Origin of the sequence: Geobacillus thermoleovorans (assembly GCF_001610955.1) — a bacterium.
Taxonomy (GTDB): domain Bacteria; phylum Bacillota; class Bacilli; order Bacillales; family Anoxybacillaceae; genus Geobacillus; species Geobacillus thermoleovorans.
Genome location: NZ_CP014335.1, coordinates 2,384,620 through 2,403,331 on the forward strand (window position 1 = coordinate 2,384,620; position 18,712 = coordinate 2,403,331).

The 18,712-nt window shown below is 54.3% G+C and carries 21 protein-coding genes; 1 reads left to right on the top strand and 20 read right to left on the bottom strand.

Annotated features, from left to right (window positions below):
* Window positions 1-327: 327 nt before the first annotated feature.
* The 14 genes from GT3570_RS12055 to rpsU all read right to left on the bottom strand — a co-directional run bounded on the left by GT3570_RS12055 (window position 328) and on the right by rpsU (window position 10,510).
* Window positions 328-1,128 carry a pyruvate, water dikinase regulatory protein gene (locus GT3570_RS12055; RefSeq protein WP_011231964.1) on the bottom strand — a complete coding sequence of 267 codons (801 nt, stop codon included), beginning with the start codon at window positions 1,126-1,128 and terminating at the stop codon, window positions 328-330.
* A 22-nt stretch (window positions 1,129-1,150) separates the two neighbouring features.
* Window positions 1,151-1,774: a transcriptional regulator CcpN gene (locus GT3570_RS12060; protein ID WP_272945229.1), complete on the bottom strand. Its 624-nt coding sequence runs from the start codon at window positions 1,772-1,774 to the stop codon at window positions 1,151-1,153.
* A 72-nt stretch (window positions 1,775-1,846) separates the two neighbouring features.
* Window positions 1,847-2,635 carry a DNA repair protein RecO gene (gene recO, locus GT3570_RS12065; RefSeq protein WP_011231966.1) on the bottom strand — a complete coding sequence of 263 codons (789 nt, stop codon included), beginning with the start codon at window positions 2,633-2,635 and terminating at the stop codon, window positions 1,847-1,849.
* Window positions 2,636-2,666: 31 nt separating this feature from the next.
* Window positions 2,667-2,810, bottom strand: a complete 144-nt coding sequence (locus GT3570_RS18070; RefSeq protein ID WP_011231967.1) for a YqzL family protein — start codon at window positions 2,808-2,810, stop codon at window positions 2,667-2,669.
* A gap of 101 nt (window positions 2,811-2,911) precedes the next feature.
* Window positions 2,912-3,820: a GTPase Era gene (era, locus tag GT3570_RS12070; protein ID WP_011231968.1), complete on the bottom strand. Its 909-nt coding sequence runs from the start codon at window positions 3,818-3,820 to the stop codon at window positions 2,912-2,914.
* Window positions 3,813-4,211 (bottom strand): cytidine deaminase, encoded by a 399-nt coding sequence (locus GT3570_RS12075; RefSeq protein ID WP_021322326.1) that lies wholly within the window; start codon window positions 4,209-4,211, stop codon window positions 3,813-3,815. Before GT3570_RS12075 ends, era begins: the two co-directional genes overlap by 8 nt.
* 123 nt (window positions 4,212-4,334) lie before the next feature.
* The gene (locus tag GT3570_RS12080) at window positions 4,335-4,688 is read right to left on the bottom strand and encodes a diacylglycerol kinase family protein (RefSeq protein ID WP_011231970.1); all 354 of its coding nucleotides are present in this window, start codon (window positions 4,686-4,688) and stop codon (window positions 4,335-4,337) included.
* Window positions 4,688-5,158: an rRNA maturation RNase YbeY gene (gene ybeY / locus GT3570_RS12085; protein WP_011231971.1), complete on the bottom strand. Its 471-nt coding sequence runs from the start codon at window positions 5,156-5,158 to the stop codon at window positions 4,688-4,690. The genes GT3570_RS12080 and ybeY overlap by 1 nt, the downstream gene beginning before the upstream one ends.
* Window positions 5,155-7,257 (bottom strand): HD family phosphohydrolase, encoded by a 2,103-nt coding sequence (locus GT3570_RS12090; RefSeq protein ID WP_023634652.1) that lies wholly within the window; start codon window positions 7,255-7,257, stop codon window positions 5,155-5,157. Before GT3570_RS12090 ends, ybeY begins: the two co-directional genes overlap by 4 nt.
* 49 nt (window positions 7,258-7,306) lie before the next feature.
* Window positions 7,307-8,269: a PhoH family protein gene (locus GT3570_RS12095; RefSeq protein WP_011231973.1), complete on the bottom strand. Its 963-nt coding sequence runs from the start codon at window positions 8,267-8,269 to the stop codon at window positions 7,307-7,309.
* A 2-nt stretch (window positions 8,270-8,271) separates the two neighbouring features.
* On the bottom strand, window positions 8,272-9,459 hold the full coding sequence (yqfD, locus tag GT3570_RS12100; RefSeq protein ID WP_011231974.1) for a sporulation protein YqfD: 1,188 nt from the start codon (window positions 9,457-9,459) through the stop codon (window positions 8,272-8,274).
* A 15-nt stretch (window positions 9,460-9,474) separates the two neighbouring features.
* Window positions 9,475-9,759 (bottom strand): sporulation protein YqfC, encoded by a 285-nt coding sequence (gene yqfC, locus GT3570_RS12105; protein WP_013144709.1) that lies wholly within the window; start codon window positions 9,757-9,759, stop codon window positions 9,475-9,477.
* 101 nt (window positions 9,760-9,860) lie between these two features.
* Complete coding sequence (locus GT3570_RS12110) at window positions 9,861-10,307, bottom strand: GatB/YqeY domain-containing protein (protein ID WP_011231976.1); 447 nt, start codon at window positions 10,305-10,307, stop codon at window positions 9,861-9,863.
* Between the two features lie 29 nt (window positions 10,308-10,336).
* Window positions 10,337-10,510 carry a 30S ribosomal protein S21 gene (rpsU, locus tag GT3570_RS12115; protein ID WP_008879912.1) on the bottom strand — a complete coding sequence of 58 codons (174 nt, stop codon included), beginning with the start codon at window positions 10,508-10,510 and terminating at the stop codon, window positions 10,337-10,339.
* A 184-nt stretch (window positions 10,511-10,694) separates the two neighbouring features.
* On the opposite strand from rpsU, the gene GT3570_RS12120 reads away from it, so the two are divergent.
* Complete coding sequence (locus GT3570_RS12120) at window positions 10,695-11,630, top strand: Na/Pi symporter (RefSeq protein WP_023634651.1); 936 nt, start codon at window positions 10,695-10,697, stop codon at window positions 11,628-11,630.
* On the opposite strand, the gene deoC is transcribed toward GT3570_RS12120, so the two are convergent.
* The 6 genes from deoC to dnaK all read right to left on the bottom strand — a co-directional run bounded on the left by deoC (window position 11,627) and on the right by dnaK (window position 18,701).
* The gene (gene deoC, locus GT3570_RS12125) at window positions 11,627-12,298 is read right to left on the bottom strand and encodes a deoxyribose-phosphate aldolase (RefSeq protein WP_047758083.1); all 672 of its coding nucleotides are present in this window, start codon (window positions 12,296-12,298) and stop codon (window positions 11,627-11,629) included. The two genes, GT3570_RS12120 and deoC, sit on opposite strands and share 4 nt — an antisense overlap.
* Window positions 12,299-12,435: 137 nt before the next feature.
* Window positions 12,436-13,785 carry a tRNA (N(6)-L-threonylcarbamoyladenosine(37)-C(2))-methylthiotransferase MtaB gene (gene mtaB, locus GT3570_RS12130; RefSeq protein ID WP_011231979.1) on the bottom strand — a complete coding sequence of 450 codons (1,350 nt, stop codon included), beginning with the start codon at window positions 13,783-13,785 and terminating at the stop codon, window positions 12,436-12,438.
* 76 nt (window positions 13,786-13,861) lie between these two features.
* Window positions 13,862-14,638 (bottom strand): 16S rRNA (uracil(1498)-N(3))-methyltransferase, encoded by a 777-nt coding sequence (locus GT3570_RS12135; protein ID WP_042381110.1) that lies wholly within the window; start codon window positions 14,636-14,638, stop codon window positions 13,862-13,864.
* 17 nt (window positions 14,639-14,655) lie between these two features.
* Window positions 14,656-15,594: a 50S ribosomal protein L11 methyltransferase gene (gene prmA, locus GT3570_RS12140; RefSeq protein ID WP_062898822.1), complete on the bottom strand. Its 939-nt coding sequence runs from the start codon at window positions 15,592-15,594 to the stop codon at window positions 14,656-14,658.
* Window positions 15,595-15,599: 5 nt separating this feature from the next.
* Complete coding sequence (gene dnaJ / locus GT3570_RS12145) at window positions 15,600-16,748, bottom strand: molecular chaperone DnaJ (protein WP_011231982.1); 1,149 nt, start codon at window positions 16,746-16,748, stop codon at window positions 15,600-15,602.
* Between the two features lie 129 nt (window positions 16,749-16,877).
* Complete coding sequence (dnaK, locus tag GT3570_RS12150; RefSeq protein ID WP_013144701.1) at window positions 16,878-18,701, bottom strand: molecular chaperone DnaK; 1,824 nt, start codon at window positions 18,699-18,701, stop codon at window positions 16,878-16,880.
* Window positions 18,702-18,712: the final 11 nt, after the last annotated feature.

Consider the following 18,712-nt stretch of genomic DNA (forward strand, 5'->3'; position numbering starts at 1 on the left):
CAGCAAGAAAAAGAAAATTTCACTTTTTTCTTGATGATCTTATGCAGCAGATGACCGCGCTCTCAAAGCAAGGGTTGCTTTACACCCCCTATTATTCTACACCATCGCAAAAAAATCCTGCTTTTTTGCCGAATGATTGACAACTTTGTCGAAAATCTTTTTTTCGTTCTTCTTGACAAGCGGCTATAAATAGTTTACTCGTCTCATGGCCGCTCTAAACCTATATAGGTCATTTTTCTCGCAATTTTTTATTATAATATAAGTGGCGGCAATATGCCATAAGAAAACGCACGACTCCAATCAAGAAATCGTGCGGATGAGGCGAAGCTAGCGCTTCAACTTTTTCATAATGATGCTCGCCGTCTCTTCGACCGCCTTGTTCGTCACATCGATGACGTCGCAGCCGATTTTTTTCACGACTTCATCAAAATAAGCGAGCTCCTCTTTGATTCGATCCATATTGGCGTAAATCGCCTGGTCGTTCAGGCCGAGCGATTTCAGCCGCTCGCGGCGGATCGAAAGCAGTTTATCCGGACTGATTTTCAAGCCGAAGCATTTCCCCGGACCGACTCGAAACAGCTGCTCCGGCGGCTCGACCTCTGGAACGATCGGCACATTCGCCACTTTCAGCCGCTTATGCGCCAAATATTGCGACAGCGGTGTTTTCGATGTGCGCGATACGCCGATGAGCACGATATCGGCGCGCAAAATGCCGCGCGGGTCGCGCCCGTCATCGTATTTGACGGCAAATTCGATCGCTTCAATCTTTTTGAAGTAATCTTCGTCAAGTACGCGCACTTGACCCGGCTCATATCTTGGCGTCAGCTGGAACAAATGGCTCATCTTTTCAATGAGCGGACCGATGATATCGTATGCGACGACCCCTTCGCGCGCCGCTTCGGCGAGCAAGAATTCCCGCATCTCCGGAACGACGAGCGTAAACGCGATAATGGCGCGGTTCATTTTCGCTAAAGCGACGACTTCAGCCAATGTCGTTTTATCTTCCACATACGGGACGCGTTTCACTTGAATCGGCGAGGCGTGAAACTGGCTGGCCGCCGCTTTGACGACAAGCTCGGCCGTTTCCCCGCCGGAATCGGATACGACGTAAACAAGGCGCTGGTTCATTCTTCTCCTCCTTTGTTTGGATTTAGTCCTCTTTGGCTAGCGACACGAATGCTTTCGTTATATTCGTTTTCGTAATACGGCCGATCACTTCATATCCTTTCTCCGTTTTGCGCACGACCGGCATGGCATCGATCTGTTTTTCAATCAGCTGTTCAGCCACGTCAATGAGCGGGTCGTCCTTGTAGCAAACGGCGATGTTCGGCATCCGCGTCATAATAATATTGACCGGGATCGCCGTCAGTTCCTGCTTGCCGAGGCTTGCGCGCAACAAATCTTTGCGCGACAAAACGCCCGCAAGCAACGACTCGTCATCGACGACAAACAGCGTGCCGACGTCCTCTAGAAACATTGTGACGATCGCATCATAGACGCTCACATTCTCATTGACGACAACCGGAATCGATTGGTAATCCTCGACTTTCATCTTTTTCATTTTATCGGCGAACAGCTGCTTGCCGGTTTTTCCCGTATAGAAATAGCCGACGCGCGGCCGTGCTTCCAAGTAGCCAGCCATCGTCAAGATGGCCAAATCCGGCCGCAGCGTCGCCCTCGTTAAGTTCAGTTTCTCAGCGATGCTTTCTCCGGTGATCGGCCCGTAGTCTTTCACAATTTGCAAAATCTGCTCTTGGCGTTTATTTAGTTCGATCGTCGTTCACCACCTTGCCAAAAAAGGTCCCACACGCTATCACTCTCATTTATATTATACTACACGCCCCATTCACAATGAAAATGATGCTCCTTGCCCTCCGTCGGGGCTGAGCTTGTCTTTCAGTTCACCGATTTGCTGCAAAAAACGCTTCGTCTTCAGCGACAGGCCGGCATATTCATCATAATAGGCGGACAATACGGCGCCCAGCTCCATCTTTGTGCTTTCTTTCACCGATATGGATCCAAGCCGAGCAAGATCGATATGAAAAAAGAGGCGCAACAGCCGGACGGAAGCCGAAGAGAGCGGGAACCGATGGGGATCGGACGCCTCGCAGCGATGGCAAAGGAAGCCCGCCTCCTTGACGGAAAACGAGAAGCGCCCCTCCGTCGCCCCGCAGCGGGCACAACGGTCCAGCACCGGCGGAATGCCAAGCACTGCAAGCATTTTCATTTCGTAAATGAACGTCAAAATCTCTAAATCGCGGCCTTCGCTCATATATTGTAGTGTCTGCAAAAGAAGCTCAAACAAGTACGGATTGCGCTTTTGCTCTTCCGTGCTTTTGTCGGTGAGCTCTACAATATACACCGCATAGGCGGCGGCAAACAAATCTTCGCGCAGCGCCCGCATCGAGTCGATGAGCTCTCCCTGGTGAAGAACGCCGACGCCGCGGCTGCGGCGGATGACATAATGGCCGTATGAGAGCGGCTGCGTAACAGCAGAAAGGCGGCTGCTTGGCTTTTTCGCTCCCCTTGCCATCGCAGCCACCTTTCCCCATTCTCGGGTAAACAATGTAACAATTTTATTTGTTTCGCCATAATCGACCGTCCGCATAACGATCGCTTCACACGTTTCGAACATCCCATCACCACCGCTTCTACCAACAACGATGCTACGAGATCGGCTGGTCGATTTCTTTCTGTTCAGCGTTTTGCTCTTCACCGCCAAACTGTTGCTCTCGTTCCAACTCTTTAAATAGGAGGTACGTGTCGATATTGCCTGTTTGGCTAAACAACTTCCACGTAAACTCAAGCATGGAATGACACCTCTTTCCGCCTGCAGGCATTGCGTATTGGTGGTTTACCTATAGGTTGGCTCAGGCAAAAACGGTTTATGTCGCGTAAAATTTTCTAACCGTCAATACTCGTCTTCACGGAACCCGAAATCACGCAGCTGCGAAAGGCGGTTGCGCCAGTCTTTTTGCACTTTGACCCACAGTTCCAAAAACACTCTTGACCCAAGCAGCGCTTCGATGTCAGCGCGCGCCCGCTGTCCGATTTCCTTCAGCATCCGGCCTTGCTTGCCGATGATGATTCCTTTTTGCGAATCGCGCTCCACAACGATCACCGCGCTAATATACACCGTTGGCGACCCTTCTCGCCGCTCGATGCGTTCGACGACGACAGCAATCGAGTGCGGAACTTCCTCGCGCGTTAAGTGAAGCGCTTTCTCGCGAATGAGCTCGGCGATGATAAACTGCTCCGGATGGTCAGTAATCTGGTCCGGCGGATAATATTGCGGCCCTTCCGGCAGCCGCTCTTTAATTTGCTCAAGCAGGCGGTCGACATTGTTCCCTTCAAGCGCCGAAATCGGCACGATTTCAGCAAACGGGTACAAATCTTTGTATCGGTCAATGAGCGGCAGCAATTCATCCGGATGGACGCGGTCGATCTTATTGATGACTAAAAACACCGGGGTGTCCACTTCTTTCAGCCGTTCGATGATGAACGCCTCACCGCGCCCAAATCCTTCCTCGGCATTGACCATAAACAAAATCAAATCCACTTCGCGAAGCGCATTGAGCGCCACTTTCATCATAAAGTCGCCGAGCTTATGCTTCGGTTTGTGCACCCCAGGCGTGTCGATAAAGATGATTTGCGCGTCATCGTCCGTGTACACGCCTTGAATCTTATTGCGCGTCGTTTGCGGTTTATCGCTCATAATCGCGATTTTTTGCCCGATGACGCGGTTTAAAAACGTCGACTTTCCTACGTTTGGTCTTCCGATAATGGCAACAAATCCTGATTTGTATCCTTCTTTACGCATGCAAATCCTCCGCTGAAAAAGCTTCTGGCAGCAATTCGCTGACTGTCATGACTTTCACATCGCCTTTGAGGTTGGCTAAAATGACTTTCATATCGCCGTGGCAAAGTTCGGCGATCACTTGGCGGCATGCGCCGCACGGCGGCACCGGGCGGGGAGTGTCGGCGATGACCGCAAGAGCAGTGAACTCCTTCTCCCCTTCCGAATATGCCTTAAACAACGCGGTCCGCTCCGCACAATTGCACACGCTGTAGGCGGCGTTTTCAATGTTGCAGCCGCGGTACACACTGCCGCCTTTCGTCAACAGCGCGGCGCCGACTGGAAACTTCGAGTACGGCACGTAGGCGAGTTCGCGCGCTTTTTTCGCTTCGACAATGAGCTGCTCAATCTCCACGAGTTGACTCTTCCTTTCCTGCAAGCAAACGCTGCTTTCTTTTATTTTACAAAAAAACGCCATCCATTTCATCATTTGAAATCAAAATGTAACAGAAAAATTCGAATTTTCTCTCTCATTCGTTTAGCGAAGATGCGGCCAAAACAGCAAAATGCCGATCACAACCGCAAATCCGGCCGCCGCGAGCACCGCCGCGGCAGCGATGTCTTTCGCCGCTTTCGCCAACGGATGAAACTCACCCGTCGCCAAATCGACGGCGCGCTCAATAGCCGTGTTGACAAGCTCAAGCGCAATGACCGTGCCGACCGCCATGAGCAGCACGATCCACTCCCAGCGCGACAGCCCAACGACCCACCCGGCGGCAAAGACGACAACAGCGGCCGCCAAGTGGAAGCGCAAATGAGCTTCCTCTTTCACCGCCGCCTTCATTCCCGCCCACGCCCAAGCAAACCGGTCTCGCTCTCGTTTGCCGCGCATTATCTTGTCAACCCGAACCTCGCCAAGATGTCTTCCTGCTTGGCGAACATGACGCGCTCTTCCTCTTCTGTCCCATGATCGTAACCAAGCAGGTGCAAGAAACCGTGCACAGCCAAAAACCCGAGCTCGCGCATGAACGAATGTCCATAGGCTGCCGCCTGCTCTTTTGCCTTCGGAATCGAAATGACGATATCGCCGAGCACCGGCGGCATATCAGCGCCGACGATGTGAACCTCTTCTTCCCCTTCCTCCTCAAGAGCAAACGAAAGCACATCGGTCGGCGCATCTTTGCCGCGATAGTCGCGATTCATCGCGCGGATGCGTTCGTTGTCCACAAATGTGACGCTCACCTCCGCCCCGTCCGGCACGTTTTCAAGGGCCGCCGCCTCGGCGAGCAGCCGCTCGATCGTCTCGATTTGCTCAGCGGTCACCTCGTTCGTTTCATCTAGAAAATCAATGTGAATGGTCATGCATGCTTCACCTTTTCCTTTCGTACTTCTGGGTATTCGATGCGCGAATGGAAGACGCCGTTTAAAGTCTCGCAAAGCGAACGGGCGACGAGTTCCAACTCCTTCAGCGTAATGTCGCACTCGTTCAGCTGGTTGTCCTGCAAGCGATCAGCGATGATCGACCGGACGATCTTCTCGATTTTTTCCTGCGACGGGTTGGATAGCGAGCGAACAGCCGCTTCGACGCTGTCGGCGATGTTGATGACCGCCGCTTCTTTCGTCTGCGGCTTCGGCCCGGGATAACGAAACTCCGCTTCCGAGACAAACTCGGTTTGCTCGCGCGCCTTATGATAAAAATACTTCAGCAGCGTCGTGCCGTGGTGCTGTTCGGCGATGTCGATGATCTCCTTCGGCAGCCGGTGCTTGCGCAGCAAAGCGACGCCGTCGGCGACATGGGCGATAATAATATTTTTGCTCAACTGCGGCGACAAATGGTCATGCGGATTGCCGCCTATTTGATTTTCGATGAAATAGCGCGGCCGCTTCGTCTTGCCGATGTCATGGTAGTAGCAGGCGACGCGCGCCAGCAAGCCGTCGGCGCCGATCGCCTCGCACGCCGCTTCGGCCAAATTGGCGACCATAATGCTATGATGGTACGTCCCCGGCGCTTCAGTGAGCAACTTGCGCAAGAGCGGATGGTTCGGATTGGACAGTTCAATGAGCCGAAGCGGCGACAAAATGCCAAACGCCGCCTCCAACACCGGCAAGAGACCGATCGTCAAAATGGCAGAAAAAACCCCTGAGGCCGCCGCCATCAGCACCAACAAGCCGATTTCCGTCGGCGAATAGCGGCCGTTTTTTAACAGCAACAGCGAAAAAAGCGAAACGATATTGACCGCGGCGACAAACACGCCGGCCCGCCAAATGTTCGCTTTCGCCAGCTCCTTTGGCAGACAAAACGTCCCGGCCAAGCCGCCGGCAAGAAAGTAAACAATCAACGACACCGACACCGCGCCGGCCGTTCCAATTTCCTCATTGAACAGCAAACTGCCGCACACTGCTCCGATGATGGTCGTCATCATCGCGAGCCGCTCTCCGAGCAAAATGCGGACGAGCATCGGCCCGAACGCCGCCGGCACAAGGTAACCGATGGAAACAGCGCCGCTAGATGGCAGAAGGCGAATGAGCGCCATTGTCGTCATCATCAACGTAAAAATGGCTGTATAAAGCGACAGCTTTTCATTCGTCGTTTCCGTCCGAAAATAGTAAATGAGCGGAGCAAGCAGCAACAAAACGAACACCAAAAGCCCAGCGGCGGTCCAAGACGGACGCCCGCTCTCAAGCAAGCCGACCAGCTCGAGCCGGCGGTAAACATCATTCGTGATAAACTGTCCTTCCTCGACGATCACTTGCCCTTGCAAAATTTTCACCGGCTTCACTTCATCCATCGCCTGCCGCCGTTTTTCTTCCGTCGCCGCCCGATCGTAGACGACGTTCGGAATGACCGCCTGTCGGCAAAGCTTCGCGACCGCCTCGCGAAGCGGCGGCGACAGCGCAGCGTATTCAAGCTCTTTGGCCGCTTCCGCCCGCGCCGTGTCAAGTTCCGCTTGGGAAATGCGCTCGCTCATGACGGCATGCACCGCGGTCAAGGCGGCTTCCTTCGCCGTCTTGAGCTCCTCCGGCGAGGCGGCAAGCAGCCGTTGCCATTCAGCGGCAGACAGATAGGCAAGCCATTCCGGCGGCAGCCGTTCCTCAAGTTTGGCGATCATATCGCCGAGCGGGCGGTCCGGCTCCGCCTCGCGCTGCACGCTTTCAATCGCGGCAAACAGCGAGGAAAGAAGGTCGACCCGGTTTTCGGCATATTCTTTTTTTAACGTATAGACATCCGCTACTTTCGCCGCCGCCTCTTCTTTCAGCTTGGCGGTCGCCTCTTTGTCCTCGACCGTCACCGGCGAACGGATCGTTTCCTTCGCGACGTCAAACAGGCGCAGCTCATACTGGCGCGGCTTCACTTGCCAATACAAAACGGCAAACAACAGAACAGCCAAAAGCAAAAACAGCCAAAAGCGGACAAAGCGGACTGTTTTTGTCCGCTCAAGAAAAAAACGAAACCTTCCCACCGGTTTTCCCCTCGCTTTGCAAGAAAAGACCGATCCCGTCGCTCTCGTTCTATAAGCCCGCCTCATCATAGGCGTCAATAATTTTCGCGACGAGCGGATGGCGAACGACATCCGACTGTTCCAAAAACACAAAGGCGATGCCGCCAATGGAGGCCAAAATGCGCTTGGCGACCGAAAGCCCCGATTCGACGCCCTTCGGCAAGTCGACTTGGGAAATATCGCCGGTAATGACCATCTTCGAGCCGAAGCCGAGCCGGGTCAAAAACATTTTCATTTGCGCTGGCGTCGTATTTTGCGCCTCGTCAAGAATGACGAACGCATCCTCCAGCGTCCGGCCGCGCATATAGGCGAGTGGGGCGATTTCAATCGTGCCGCGCTCAATCAACCGCTGCGTATACTCCGCTCCCAACACATCGTTTAAGGCATCATACAGCGGGCGCAAATACGGGTCAACCTTCTCTTTTAAGTCGCCTGGCAAAAAGCCGAGGCTTTCTCCAGCCTCAACGGCCGGACGAGTCAAAATGATGCGCTTGACGCTGCCGTTTTTTAACGCCTTGACCGCCATGACGACCGCCAAATACGTTTTTCCGGTGCCGGCTGGGCCGATGCCGAACGTCAAGTCATACTGTTCAATTGCTGCAACATAATAGCGCTGGCCCAACGTTTTGACGCGGATCGGCTTCCCTTTGGCGTTTTTTGTAATCTCCTCGTCGTACAGTTGAACAAGGCCGTCAAGCGCTCCTTTTTTTGCAAGCTGAATGGCGTAAAGAACGTCGCGCTCGCTGACCGCCGCCCCTTTGCGAATGACGATCAATAAATGGCGAAGCAATTCATCAACGAGCTGAACTTGCTGCGGCGTGCCGGAGACGTTGACCGTTTCCCCGCGCGTCACAATCGACACGCCGAGCTCTTCCTCGATCCGCTTTAAATGGATGTCATGGACGCCAAAGAGCGCCGCCGCTTCCTGCGGGTTTCGCACATGTTGGCTGATCGTAACGAACTGCTCTGACATTCTCAATCTCCTTGGACGATGGGTTGTGGTACAGCAATATTTTCGATGACTTCGTAATGCAATTCTACCCTTACTTTACCATTCTCTTTCGCCTGATGCAAAACTTTTTCGCTGCGAATGGCCGCCTCCTCCGGCAATTTCGCCCGCAGCTCGCGGCGGGCGATCTCTTTCGCTTCCGCGAACGCTTCTTCCCACGTGTAGCGCCGCTTCACTTCTTCCGCCTCGCGGATCGTGATGCGCTCGTAATAGAGCGGCAAGTCCCATTTCCAAAAACGAAACGGCCGTTTTTCTGTCTCAACGATGGTATGGGCAAACACCGGCTTCTTCCATCCCCAAACAGGAATCAAAAGGCGCCCGATTCCGACATAATGCCGTTCGGTGAACTTGCCGGTCAACACATGAAACGTCGTCTCAAGCGGCAGGACGACCGTAGACTTGTACCATGTTTCGCCAAACACTTTCCCTGACGCCGGCACAAACTTCGTCCTCCCTTCAGCGCCGATAATGCCAGAAACAAGCAGCTGGCCTTTTTGCACATAGTCGTTGACGGAAACGAGCGGTTGTCCCTCTTCAACGAACAAATCAGCGATGACCGCCTCTTTTTTTGCCACGAGATGACGCGGCGGAATCGGTTTTTTCGGCTCCGGAATCTCTTTTTCAACGACGCGGAAGTGAAGCGACGTCCCTTTCCACTCAACGCCGACCCACGTGATGTCCGGAACGCGTTCCGTCAGCTTTTTTTGCAGCGTCTCCGGGTCATCAAGCAGAAACTGAAATACGCCGCGCTCGACTCCCATTCGCTTTAACTCGCGGGCGATTTGATGCTCCGTCTCTGGAGCCGCCCCTTTGATTTCGATCTTCCAAACGATGTTCGAAAGCAAAAACACAATCGCTATAAAAAGGAGCAAGCCGAGCCAAAACCCGCTGTTCCGCCAGGCCTGCCGCCAAAAAAACGGCAGCCCGGTTCTCCCGACAAACGAAAGTTTGCATTCGCTTTGCCGGGCGACATGGCGCAGCCGTTTCACGTCGCTGAGCTTAATGAAAAACGTCGCGGTATCCGCGCTATGCTTTTTCACGTTCCAGACGGCAATCCCTTGGCGGACGCAGGCGTTGATCAACCGTTCGATCCCTTTCCCTCTCGCTTTGACCCGCACGCTGCCGGCGAGTGTGTCGACCCATTCGTTTTTCATCTCCGTTCCTCCTCGCTATTCATCTATATAAACGACTTGGCTGATTTTTCCTTCCAACAAAATTTCTTCCGGCAAAATCGTTTTAATCACAAACTGTTCGCCGCGGACAACGAGCTGTCCGTTCCGCAGCAAAAGGCGGAGCTCTTTATCGCTGAACGCGAGCAGCCCGCGGTGGTTTTCAATGTAAATATGTATGTGCCCAACCATCGTAATGCGGGGCAGATCCATCATAATGTCGGCGGGAAGTTCAAGCTTTTCCGCCATCCACCGCTTCATCTGCTGGCGCCATTTTTTCACCATCAAAAAGAACCCCCTTTCATCTCATATGTATGAGACAAAAGGGGGTTCTAGCACCGCTTTTCAAAAACAACGGGCCTGCCTGCCGGCAAGGCCCATTGCATTTATGACAGCTGTTGTTGGACAAGTTTGTTGACGAGCGAACCATCCGCTCTTCCTTTCACTTTCGGCATGATCGCGCCCATCACTTTTCCCATATCCGCTTTCGAAGAGGCGCCGACTTCCTTGATCGTCTGCTCGATCAATTCGCGCAGCTCGTCCTCTGTCAGCGGCGTTGGCATATACGATTGAACAATTTCAATTTCGGTTTTCACTTTTTCGACAAGATCTGAACGGCCAGCGTTTTCAAATTCTTGGAGGGAGTCTTTACGCTGTTTCAGTTCGCGAGAAAGAACCGTCAGCTCTTCGTCTTCCGAGAGCGGGCTTTTGCCGAGCTTGATCGCTTCGTTTTGCAGCGCCGCTTTCAGCATCCGGAGAACAGACAGTTTTTCTTTCTCCTTGTTTTTCATCGCCTGCTTCATATCGTCATTCAAACGATCGAGAAGACTCACCGATTATACACCCTCTTTAATGCATGCTCTTAGTGCTTGCGCTTTCTAGCCGCCTCAGATTTTTTCTTCCGTCTGACGCTTGGCTTTTCATAAAATTCGCGCTTTCTCACTTCTTGCAAAGTGCCCGTTTTCGAAACGGCACGCTTGAAGCGACGAAGAGCGTCGTCGATCGACTCATTTTTGCGAACGATCGTTTTGGACATCCTGCTTCCCTCCCTCCGAACAACAACCATTGCATATTGTACTTGTCAATTATAATACATGCTGACAGAAAAGGTCAATAAAAAAAAGCAGCGGCGGCCTGCTGGCCGCCTCTTCCCCGCGCTGAAAAAACGGTCATCACCCGCGGACAAGGCCCATACATATAGGGTGAAAGGGGAGTCGCCCATGGGGTCGTTTCTGATGCTGTTTGCCATTTACACCGCTTTGTTTCTTCTTGGCATGTTTATGATGAAAGCTGGGCTTTACACGTTGTCCGGCCATCGGTTAAAACGGTGGCTCATGCGCTTTACCGCCACGCCGCTGCAAGGATTTGCCGCCGGTTTGGCGACGACCGCTCTCCTGCAAAGCAGCTCAGCGGTGATGGTGATGACGGTCGGCCTTGTCGCCGCCGGCTACTTGTCGTTCCGCCAATCGATCGGCATCATTTTAGGCAGCAACATCGGCTCGACGGTCACGACCGAGCTGATGACGCTTGATATCGGCGATGGCGCCATCCCACTTCTTGTCAGCGGCGCGCTGCTTGTTTTTTTCGGCCGCCATCGCCTTGTTCTCGGCATCGGCATGACCACTGTCGGCCTCGCCGCTGTGCTGTTTGCCATGGACGGCTTTGGCAGCCTCGCTAAACCGCTTGCCGCCTATCCGTTCGTTGATGCATGGCTTAAAGAAACGAACCGATCCGTCGCTGTCGGCCTTCTTGTCGGCATCGTCCTCACCGCTCTCGTTCATTCGAGCGCGGCAACGATCGGCATCGCCATGGGATTTTTAAACGAACAGCTGTTGACGCTGTCCGCGGCGATTGCTCTGTTGCTTGGCGCCAACATCGGTACGTGCATCACCGGGCTTTTGGCTTCGATCGGCTCCAGCAAAGAGGCCCAGCTGACCGCCTACACCCATCTATGGCTGAACGTCGTCGGTGCCGCTTTGTTCGCCTTTTGGACCGAGCCGCTCGCCAGTTTTGCCGCCAGGCTCAGCCCAGCGCCTGATGTGCAGCTCGCTCATGTGAGCGTCTTGTTCAACGTCATTTGCTCAGTGGCTGCTCTTCCATTTGTCGGCGCCATCGAAAAGGTCATTCTGTTTTTGCATGACCGAAACCGGGCTTAGTAGTCAGCGCGGCCCGTCCCGCCGGTGACGATCGCCACCCCAGAGCTTGTGCCGATGCGCGTCGCGCCGGCGTTGATCATCGCCTCAGCGGTTTTCCAGTCACGGACGCCGCCTGATGCTTTGACGCCTGCTCTGTCGCCGACCGTTTTCCGCATCAGCGCCACATCCTCCACCGTCGCACCTCCGCCGGAAAACCCGGTCGACGTTTTCACATAATCAGCGCCGGCTTTCACTGCGAGCTGGCAGGCGCGCACTTTTTCCTCATCGGTCAAAAGCGCCGTTTCAACGATCACTTTGACAAGCGCCCTGCCAGCCGCCGCTTCGACAACCGCACGAATGTCGCGCTCGACAAGCTCGTCTTGCCCGCTTTTTAACGCGCCGATGTTGATCACCATGTCGACTTCGCGAGCGCCGTTTTCGATGGCGTTCGTTGTTTCAAACGCCTTTGTTTCCGGCGTCGTTGCCCCAAGTGGAAAGCCGATGACCGTGCAGACGCGGACATCCGTGCCGGAAAGCTCGCGCGCCGCCGTTTTCACCCACGTTGGGTTGACGCACACGGCAGCAAAGCCGTATTGCTTTGCTTCCGTGCACAGTTGCACGATTTGTTGTTCTGTCGCTTCCGGTTTGAGCAGCGTATGATCGATCATTTTCGCGATATTCATCGTCATTCGGAGAAACCCCTTTCTGCCATTTCCGTCAAGATGGAAAGTCTGACGTCTACCATCATACCATGCTCCCTCGACAAAAACTAGCCATCCGTATTGTCTCCGGAAAAAGACAGAAAAAACCCAGCAACTAGGCTGGGTTATGAGCTCCATTTGACCGAACGGGCCATTTCATCCGGCACAACGCGGACGAACTCTCCTTCATTGTACGGATAGCCGGCTTTCGTAATCTTCACTTTGACAAGTTCACCGACCATTTCCTCGGTTGCCGGGAAGCGGACTTTCAAATAGTTGTCTGTATAGCCGACGTACAAATCCGGCCGCTCTTTGTCGCGCTCTTCCGGAATGACTTCGAGCACTTGCCCTTCAAACCGGGAGGCGTACTCTTTCGCCAATTGGTCGGACAGAGCGATCAAGCGGCGGACGCGGTCATGCTTCGTTTCTTCATCGATTTGGTTCGGCATGCGCGCCGCCGGCGTGCCGGTCCGCTTCGAATAAGGAAAGACATGCAGTTCGGAAAACCGTTGTTCACGAATAAAGTTGTACGTCTCCATAAATTCGTCTTCCGTCTCGCCTGGGAAGCCGACGATGACGTCAGAAGTCACCGCCAGCTCTGGAAACACTTCGCGCAGCCGGGCGAGCCGCTCCGCGTAAAATTCCACCGTATATTTGCGGCGCATCCGCTTGAGCACCGTATTCGACCCAGACTGGAGCGGAATGTGCAAATGGCGGACGATTTTCTCCGACCGCTTCAGCACATCAATCACTTCATCGGTGATTTGGCTCGCCTCAATCGACGAAATGCGGAGCCGCTTCAGCCCCGGCACTTGCTCGTCCAAATCGCGCAACAAGGACGCAAAGTTATAGTCTTTCAGATCGGTGCCATAGCCGCCTGTATGAATGCCGGTCAGAACGATTTCTTTATAGCCGGCGGCGACGAGCTGGCGCGCCTGGCGAATGATTTCCTGCGGATCGCGCGAGCGCATTAAGCCGCGCGCCCACGGGATGATGCAAAACGTGCAGAAGTTGTTGCACCCTTCTTGGATCTTAAGCGACGCCCGCGTCCGATCAGTGAATTCCGGCACATCCATCTCCTCAAAAACGCGCGTTTTCATAATGTTGTGAACAGCGTTGATCGGCTGGCGCTCGCGCTGGAATTGCTCGATGTAATCCAAAATTTTATGCCGGTCTTGCGTGCCGATGACAATATCAACGCCCGGAATGGCCATGACCTCAGCCGGCGATGTTTGCGCATAGCAGCCGGTCACGCAGACGACGGCGTCCGGATTGCGGCGCACCGCACGACGGATGACTTGACGGCTCTTTTTATCGCCGGTGTTCGTCACCGTGCACGTGTTGATCACATACACATCCGCACGGCTTTCAAACTCTTTTCGCTCGTAGCCGGCTTTTTTAAACAGCTGCCAAATCGCTTCGGTTTCGTAATGATTGACTTTGCAGCCTAGTGTATGAAAAGCCACTGTCGGCATCTTGTTCACCTCACTCTGCCCCCCGCTTAGGGATCAGCGGGACCGAACTTTTATAAGAAACAGCCAATGTTGCTCACTAAGCGCGCTCCGCTTCGCCGTTCGGCGCGCGCAGCTCCCATTCATAAGAGGCGGCGGAAAGCAAATAGAGCGGAGCTGTTTCGGTCCGCAAAATGCGCGGCCCAAGGCTGCACGGCGAAAAGCCGTGCTGCCGAAGCTGTTCTGCTTCTTCCGGACTGAACCCGCCTTCTGGCCCGAAAACAGCCAGCAACGCGCCGCCCGGACGGAGGCGGGAAAGAAGCGCCGGAAGCGCGGCATGCCGGGCGTTTCGCGCCTCTTTTTCGTAGGCAAACAGCCGAACATCGACCGTTTGGCCAAAGGAGAGGAGCTCGACAAACGAAAGCGGCGCCCGCACGTCCGGCACCACCGTTCGTTCAGCCTGCTCAGCCGCTTCTTTCGCGATTTTTTTCCATCGCTCGACTTTTTTCTCCGCCTTTTTCGCGTCCCATTTCACGACCGACCGGGCGGCTTCGAACGGAAGAAAGCCGGCGGCGCCGAGCTCTGTTCCTTTTTGGATGACGAGCTCCCACTTTTCGCCTTTCGGCAGCCCTTGGGCGATGTAGATGCGCACCGGCAGCTCGCTTCGCTCCTCTTTCCATTGTACAATACGGGCTTGCACATGCTCATTGGCAATTTGTTCAATTTCACACACCGCCGTGCGCCCGTCTGGAAAGACGCAAATGATCCCGTCCCCCGGCTTCATGCGCATGACGCGGGCGATATGATGGGCATCATCGCCGCTGATCGCGACGATCCCGCCTTGTTGCGCCTGGCCGGAAACGAAATAGCGCTGCACAGCCATCCCTTCTTTGCTTACGGTTTCAGGGCGACAACCGCCACCCAGTCTTCCATCACGTTGATTTCCTCAATGGCAAAGCCGGCGGCAAGCAACCCGTCTTTGACGTCCTGCTTTTTCGCCTGAATGATGCCAGACGTGATGAAGCGGCCGCCTGGCTTTAACAACCGGTAGGCGTCACCAGTAAAGCGCAAAATGATTTCCGCTAAAATATTGGCGACGATCACATCAGCCGGTTCCTCGATATGGTCGAGCAAATTGTTTTGTGAGACCGTTACGACATGCTGCACCTTATTGAGCTTCACGTTCAGCCGCGCGCTGTCGACCGCCACCGGGTCCAAATCGAGCGCCCGCACCGACTGAGCGCCAAGCATCGCTGCGGCGATGCTTAAAATGCCGGAGCCGGTGCCGACGTCAATGACATGATCGCCGGGGCGCACATACTTTTCGAGCGCCTGCAGACACATGACCGTTGTCGGGTGCGTGCCAGTCCCAAACGCCATGCCCGGATCCATTTCGATGATCAGCTCATCACTAGACGCCGGCTCGTACGTTTCCCACGTCGGCACGATCGTAAACTTTTCGGACACTTTCACCGGGTGATAATGCTTTTTCCACGCCGTTGCCCATTCCTCTTCGTTTACTTCGCTCAATGTAATTTTATTTTTGCCAAGGTCGATATCATACAGCCATAAATTGTTAATCGCCTGCTTAATTTGTTCGACCGTTTCGCCAAGAAAACTGTTGACCGGCAAATATGCCTTAATGATCACCCCTTCTTCCGGATAGTCGTCCGGGTTGAGCTCGACGATCTCGCTGTACCAGTCGTCCCGTTCTTTGACCAAATCGTATGGGTCTTCGATGACGACGCCGCCGGCGCCCGCTTCATGCAAAATGTTCGAAATCGCCTCGACCGCCTCATGCGTCGTATGAATGCTGATTTCTGACCATTTCATCGCGCTTACGCTTCTCCTTTAAACGCCTTTTTGACTTTCTCAAAAAAACGGCCGTGCGGCCCGTCGTGCATCGTGTCTCCGCCGAGCCGTTCAAACTCGCGCAGCAGCTGCTTTTGCTTTTCGGTCAGCTTCGTCGGCGTCACAACGCGGACAATGACGTGCTGATCGCCTTGGCCGTAGCCCCGTACGTTCGGCACCCCTTTTCCCTTCAAGCGGAAGCGCGTGCCCGTTTGCGTGCCGGCCGGGATTTTCAGCTTCACATGGCCATGGAGCGTCGGCACTTCGATCTCATCGCCGAGCGCGGCCTGGGCGAACGACAACGGCACTTCGCAATAAATATCGTCGCCGTCGCGTTTGAAAAACTCATGTGGTTCGACTCGGAAGATGATGTACAAATCGCCCGGGGGCCCGCCATTGACCCCTGGCTCCCCTTGGCCGGCGACGCGCAGCTGCTGGCCGTCGTCGACGCCGGCTGGAATTTTGACGTGAATTTTTTTCCGCCGTTTGACGCGTCCCGTGCCGCCGCACGTTGGGCATTTCTCCGGAATGTACCGGCCCGTGCCACCGCAGACGGGGCATGTCCGGCGGTTGACGATGCGGCCAAATGGCGTCGCTTGTTCGCTTGTCACTTGCCCGCTGCCGTGGCAATGCGGACAAGACGTCGGGCTTGTGCCCGGTTTCGCTCCGCTGCCCTGGCACGTGTCGCACGTCTCTTCCCGCGGAATTTCAATTTCCGTTTCTTTTCCGAACGCCGCTTCTTCAAACGTAAGCGTCATCATATACTCGACATCCGCGCCTTTGCGCGGACCGCTCGCCCGCCTGCGCGGACCGGCGCCGAAAAACGTTTCAAAAATATCTTCAAAACCGCCAAAGCCGCTAAAGCCGCCGAAATCAAACCCTCCGCCTTGGAATCCGCCGCCGCCAAACGTTTCGTTCGGGTCGGCATGGCCAAAGCGGTCGTAGCGGGCCCGCTTTTCATCATCGCTTAACACTTCGTACGCCTCTTTAATTTCCTTAAACTTCTCCGCGGCGTCCGGGGCTTTGTTCACATCTGGATGATACTGCTTCGAAAGCTTTCGATACGCTTTTTTGATCTCGTCTTTCGTCGCGTTTTTGCTGACGCCGAGAATCTCGTAATAATCGCGCTTCGCCATCGTTGATCATCCACTCCCGATTCACTCACATAAATTTAATTTTATCATTTCCCTCTGCGGCAAGGCAATATGTCAATGCTAGAAAAAAAGTCAAAGCCAAGGCAGGCCTGACTTTGACTTTCGGTTGCATTATTTATCGTCGTTCACTTCTTCAAACTCGGCGTCCACCACGTTGTCTTTATGATTGGCAGCGCCGCCTTGCGATCCTGCACTTTGCGCCTGTTTCGCCGCTTGTTCATACAGCTTGATCGACAGCTGCTGCACCGCTTCTTGCAGCGCGTCTTTTTTCTTGCGGATGTCGTCGATGTCGTTTTTCTCGAGCGCCGCTTTCAACGCCTCTTTCGCATCCTGCGCCTTCTTGATCTCATCGGCGCTCACTTTTCCTTCGACTTCTTTGATCGTTTTGTCGGTCATGAAAATGAGCTGGTCGGCTTCGTTGCGCAACTCGGCGGCTTCTTTCCGCTTCCGGTCGGCTTCGGCGTTTTCTTCCGCTTCTTTAATCATGCGCTGAATTTCTTCTTCCGACAGGCCGGACGACGATTTGATCGTAATCGACTGCTCTTTGTTCGTTCCTAAATCTTTGGCGCGCACGTGAACGATGCCGTTGGCGTCAATATCAAACGTCACTTCAATTTGCGGCACGCCGCGCGGCGCCGGCGGAATGCCGGTCAGCTGAAAGCGGCCGAGCGATTTGTTGTCCGCCGCCATCGGGCGCTCTCCTTGCAAAACGTGAATGTCGACCGTCGTTTGATTGTCAGCCGCCGTTGTGAACACTTGCGATTTACTTGTCGGGATCGTCGTGTTCCGTTCGATCAGTTTCGTAAATACGCCGCCCATCGTTTCAATGCCAAGCGAAAGCGGGGTCACGTCAAGCAGGACGACATCTTTCACTTCGCCAGCGATCACCCCGCCCTGGATCGCCGCACCGATGGCAACGACTTCGTCCGGGTTGACGCCTTTGTGCGGCTCTTTGCCAAGCTCGCGCTTGATCGCTTCTTGGACAGCTGGAATGCGCGTCGAACCGCCGACCAAAATGACTTTATCAATATCGGCTGGCGTCAAGCCGGCGTCTTGAAGCGCCTGGCGGACCGGCCCCATCGTCCGCTCGACGAGGTGGGCGGACAACTCTTCAAATTTCGCTCTTGTCAACGTCATTTCCAAATGGAGCGGACCGTTTTCATTGGCGCTGATAAACGGAAGCGAAATTTGTGTCTGCGTGACGCCGGACAGCTCTTTTTTCGCTTTTTCCGCGGCATCTTTCAAGCGTTGGAGCGCCATTTTGTCTTTCGACAAATCGATGCCGTGCTCTTGCTTGAACTGATTGACCAAATAATCGATGATCACTTGGTCGAAGTCGTCGCCGCCTAAATGGTTGTCGCCGGCCGTCGCCTTCACTTCAAACACGCCGTCGCCAAGCTCCAAAATCGAGACGTCAAACGTCCCGCCGCCTAAGTCATAGACGAGAATCGTTTGGTCTTCTTCTTTATCAAGGCCGTAAGCAAGCGCCGCGGCCGTCGGCTCGTTGATGATGCGCTCGACTTCGAGGCCGGCGATGCGACCGGCGTCTTTCGTCGCTTGGCGCTGGGCGTCGTTGAAATACGCCGGCACCGTGATGACCGCACGCGTCACCGGCTCGCCCAAATAGTCTTCGGCGTACGACTTCAAGTATTGCAAAATGATCGCCGAAATTTCTTGCGGCGTATATTGCTTCCCTTCGATTTCGACTTTGTAATCCGTCCCCATATGGCGCTTGATCGAGATGATCGTGTTCGGGTTCGTGATCGCTTGCCGTTTGGCGACTTCGCCGACTAGGCGTTCGCCGTTTTTAAACGCGACGACCGACGGGGTCGTGCGGTTTCCTTCCGGATTCGGAATGACTTTCACTTCGCCGCCTTCTAACACGGCGACGCAAGAGTTCGTCGTTCCTAAGTCGATGCCGATAATTTTGCTCATCACTGATCACC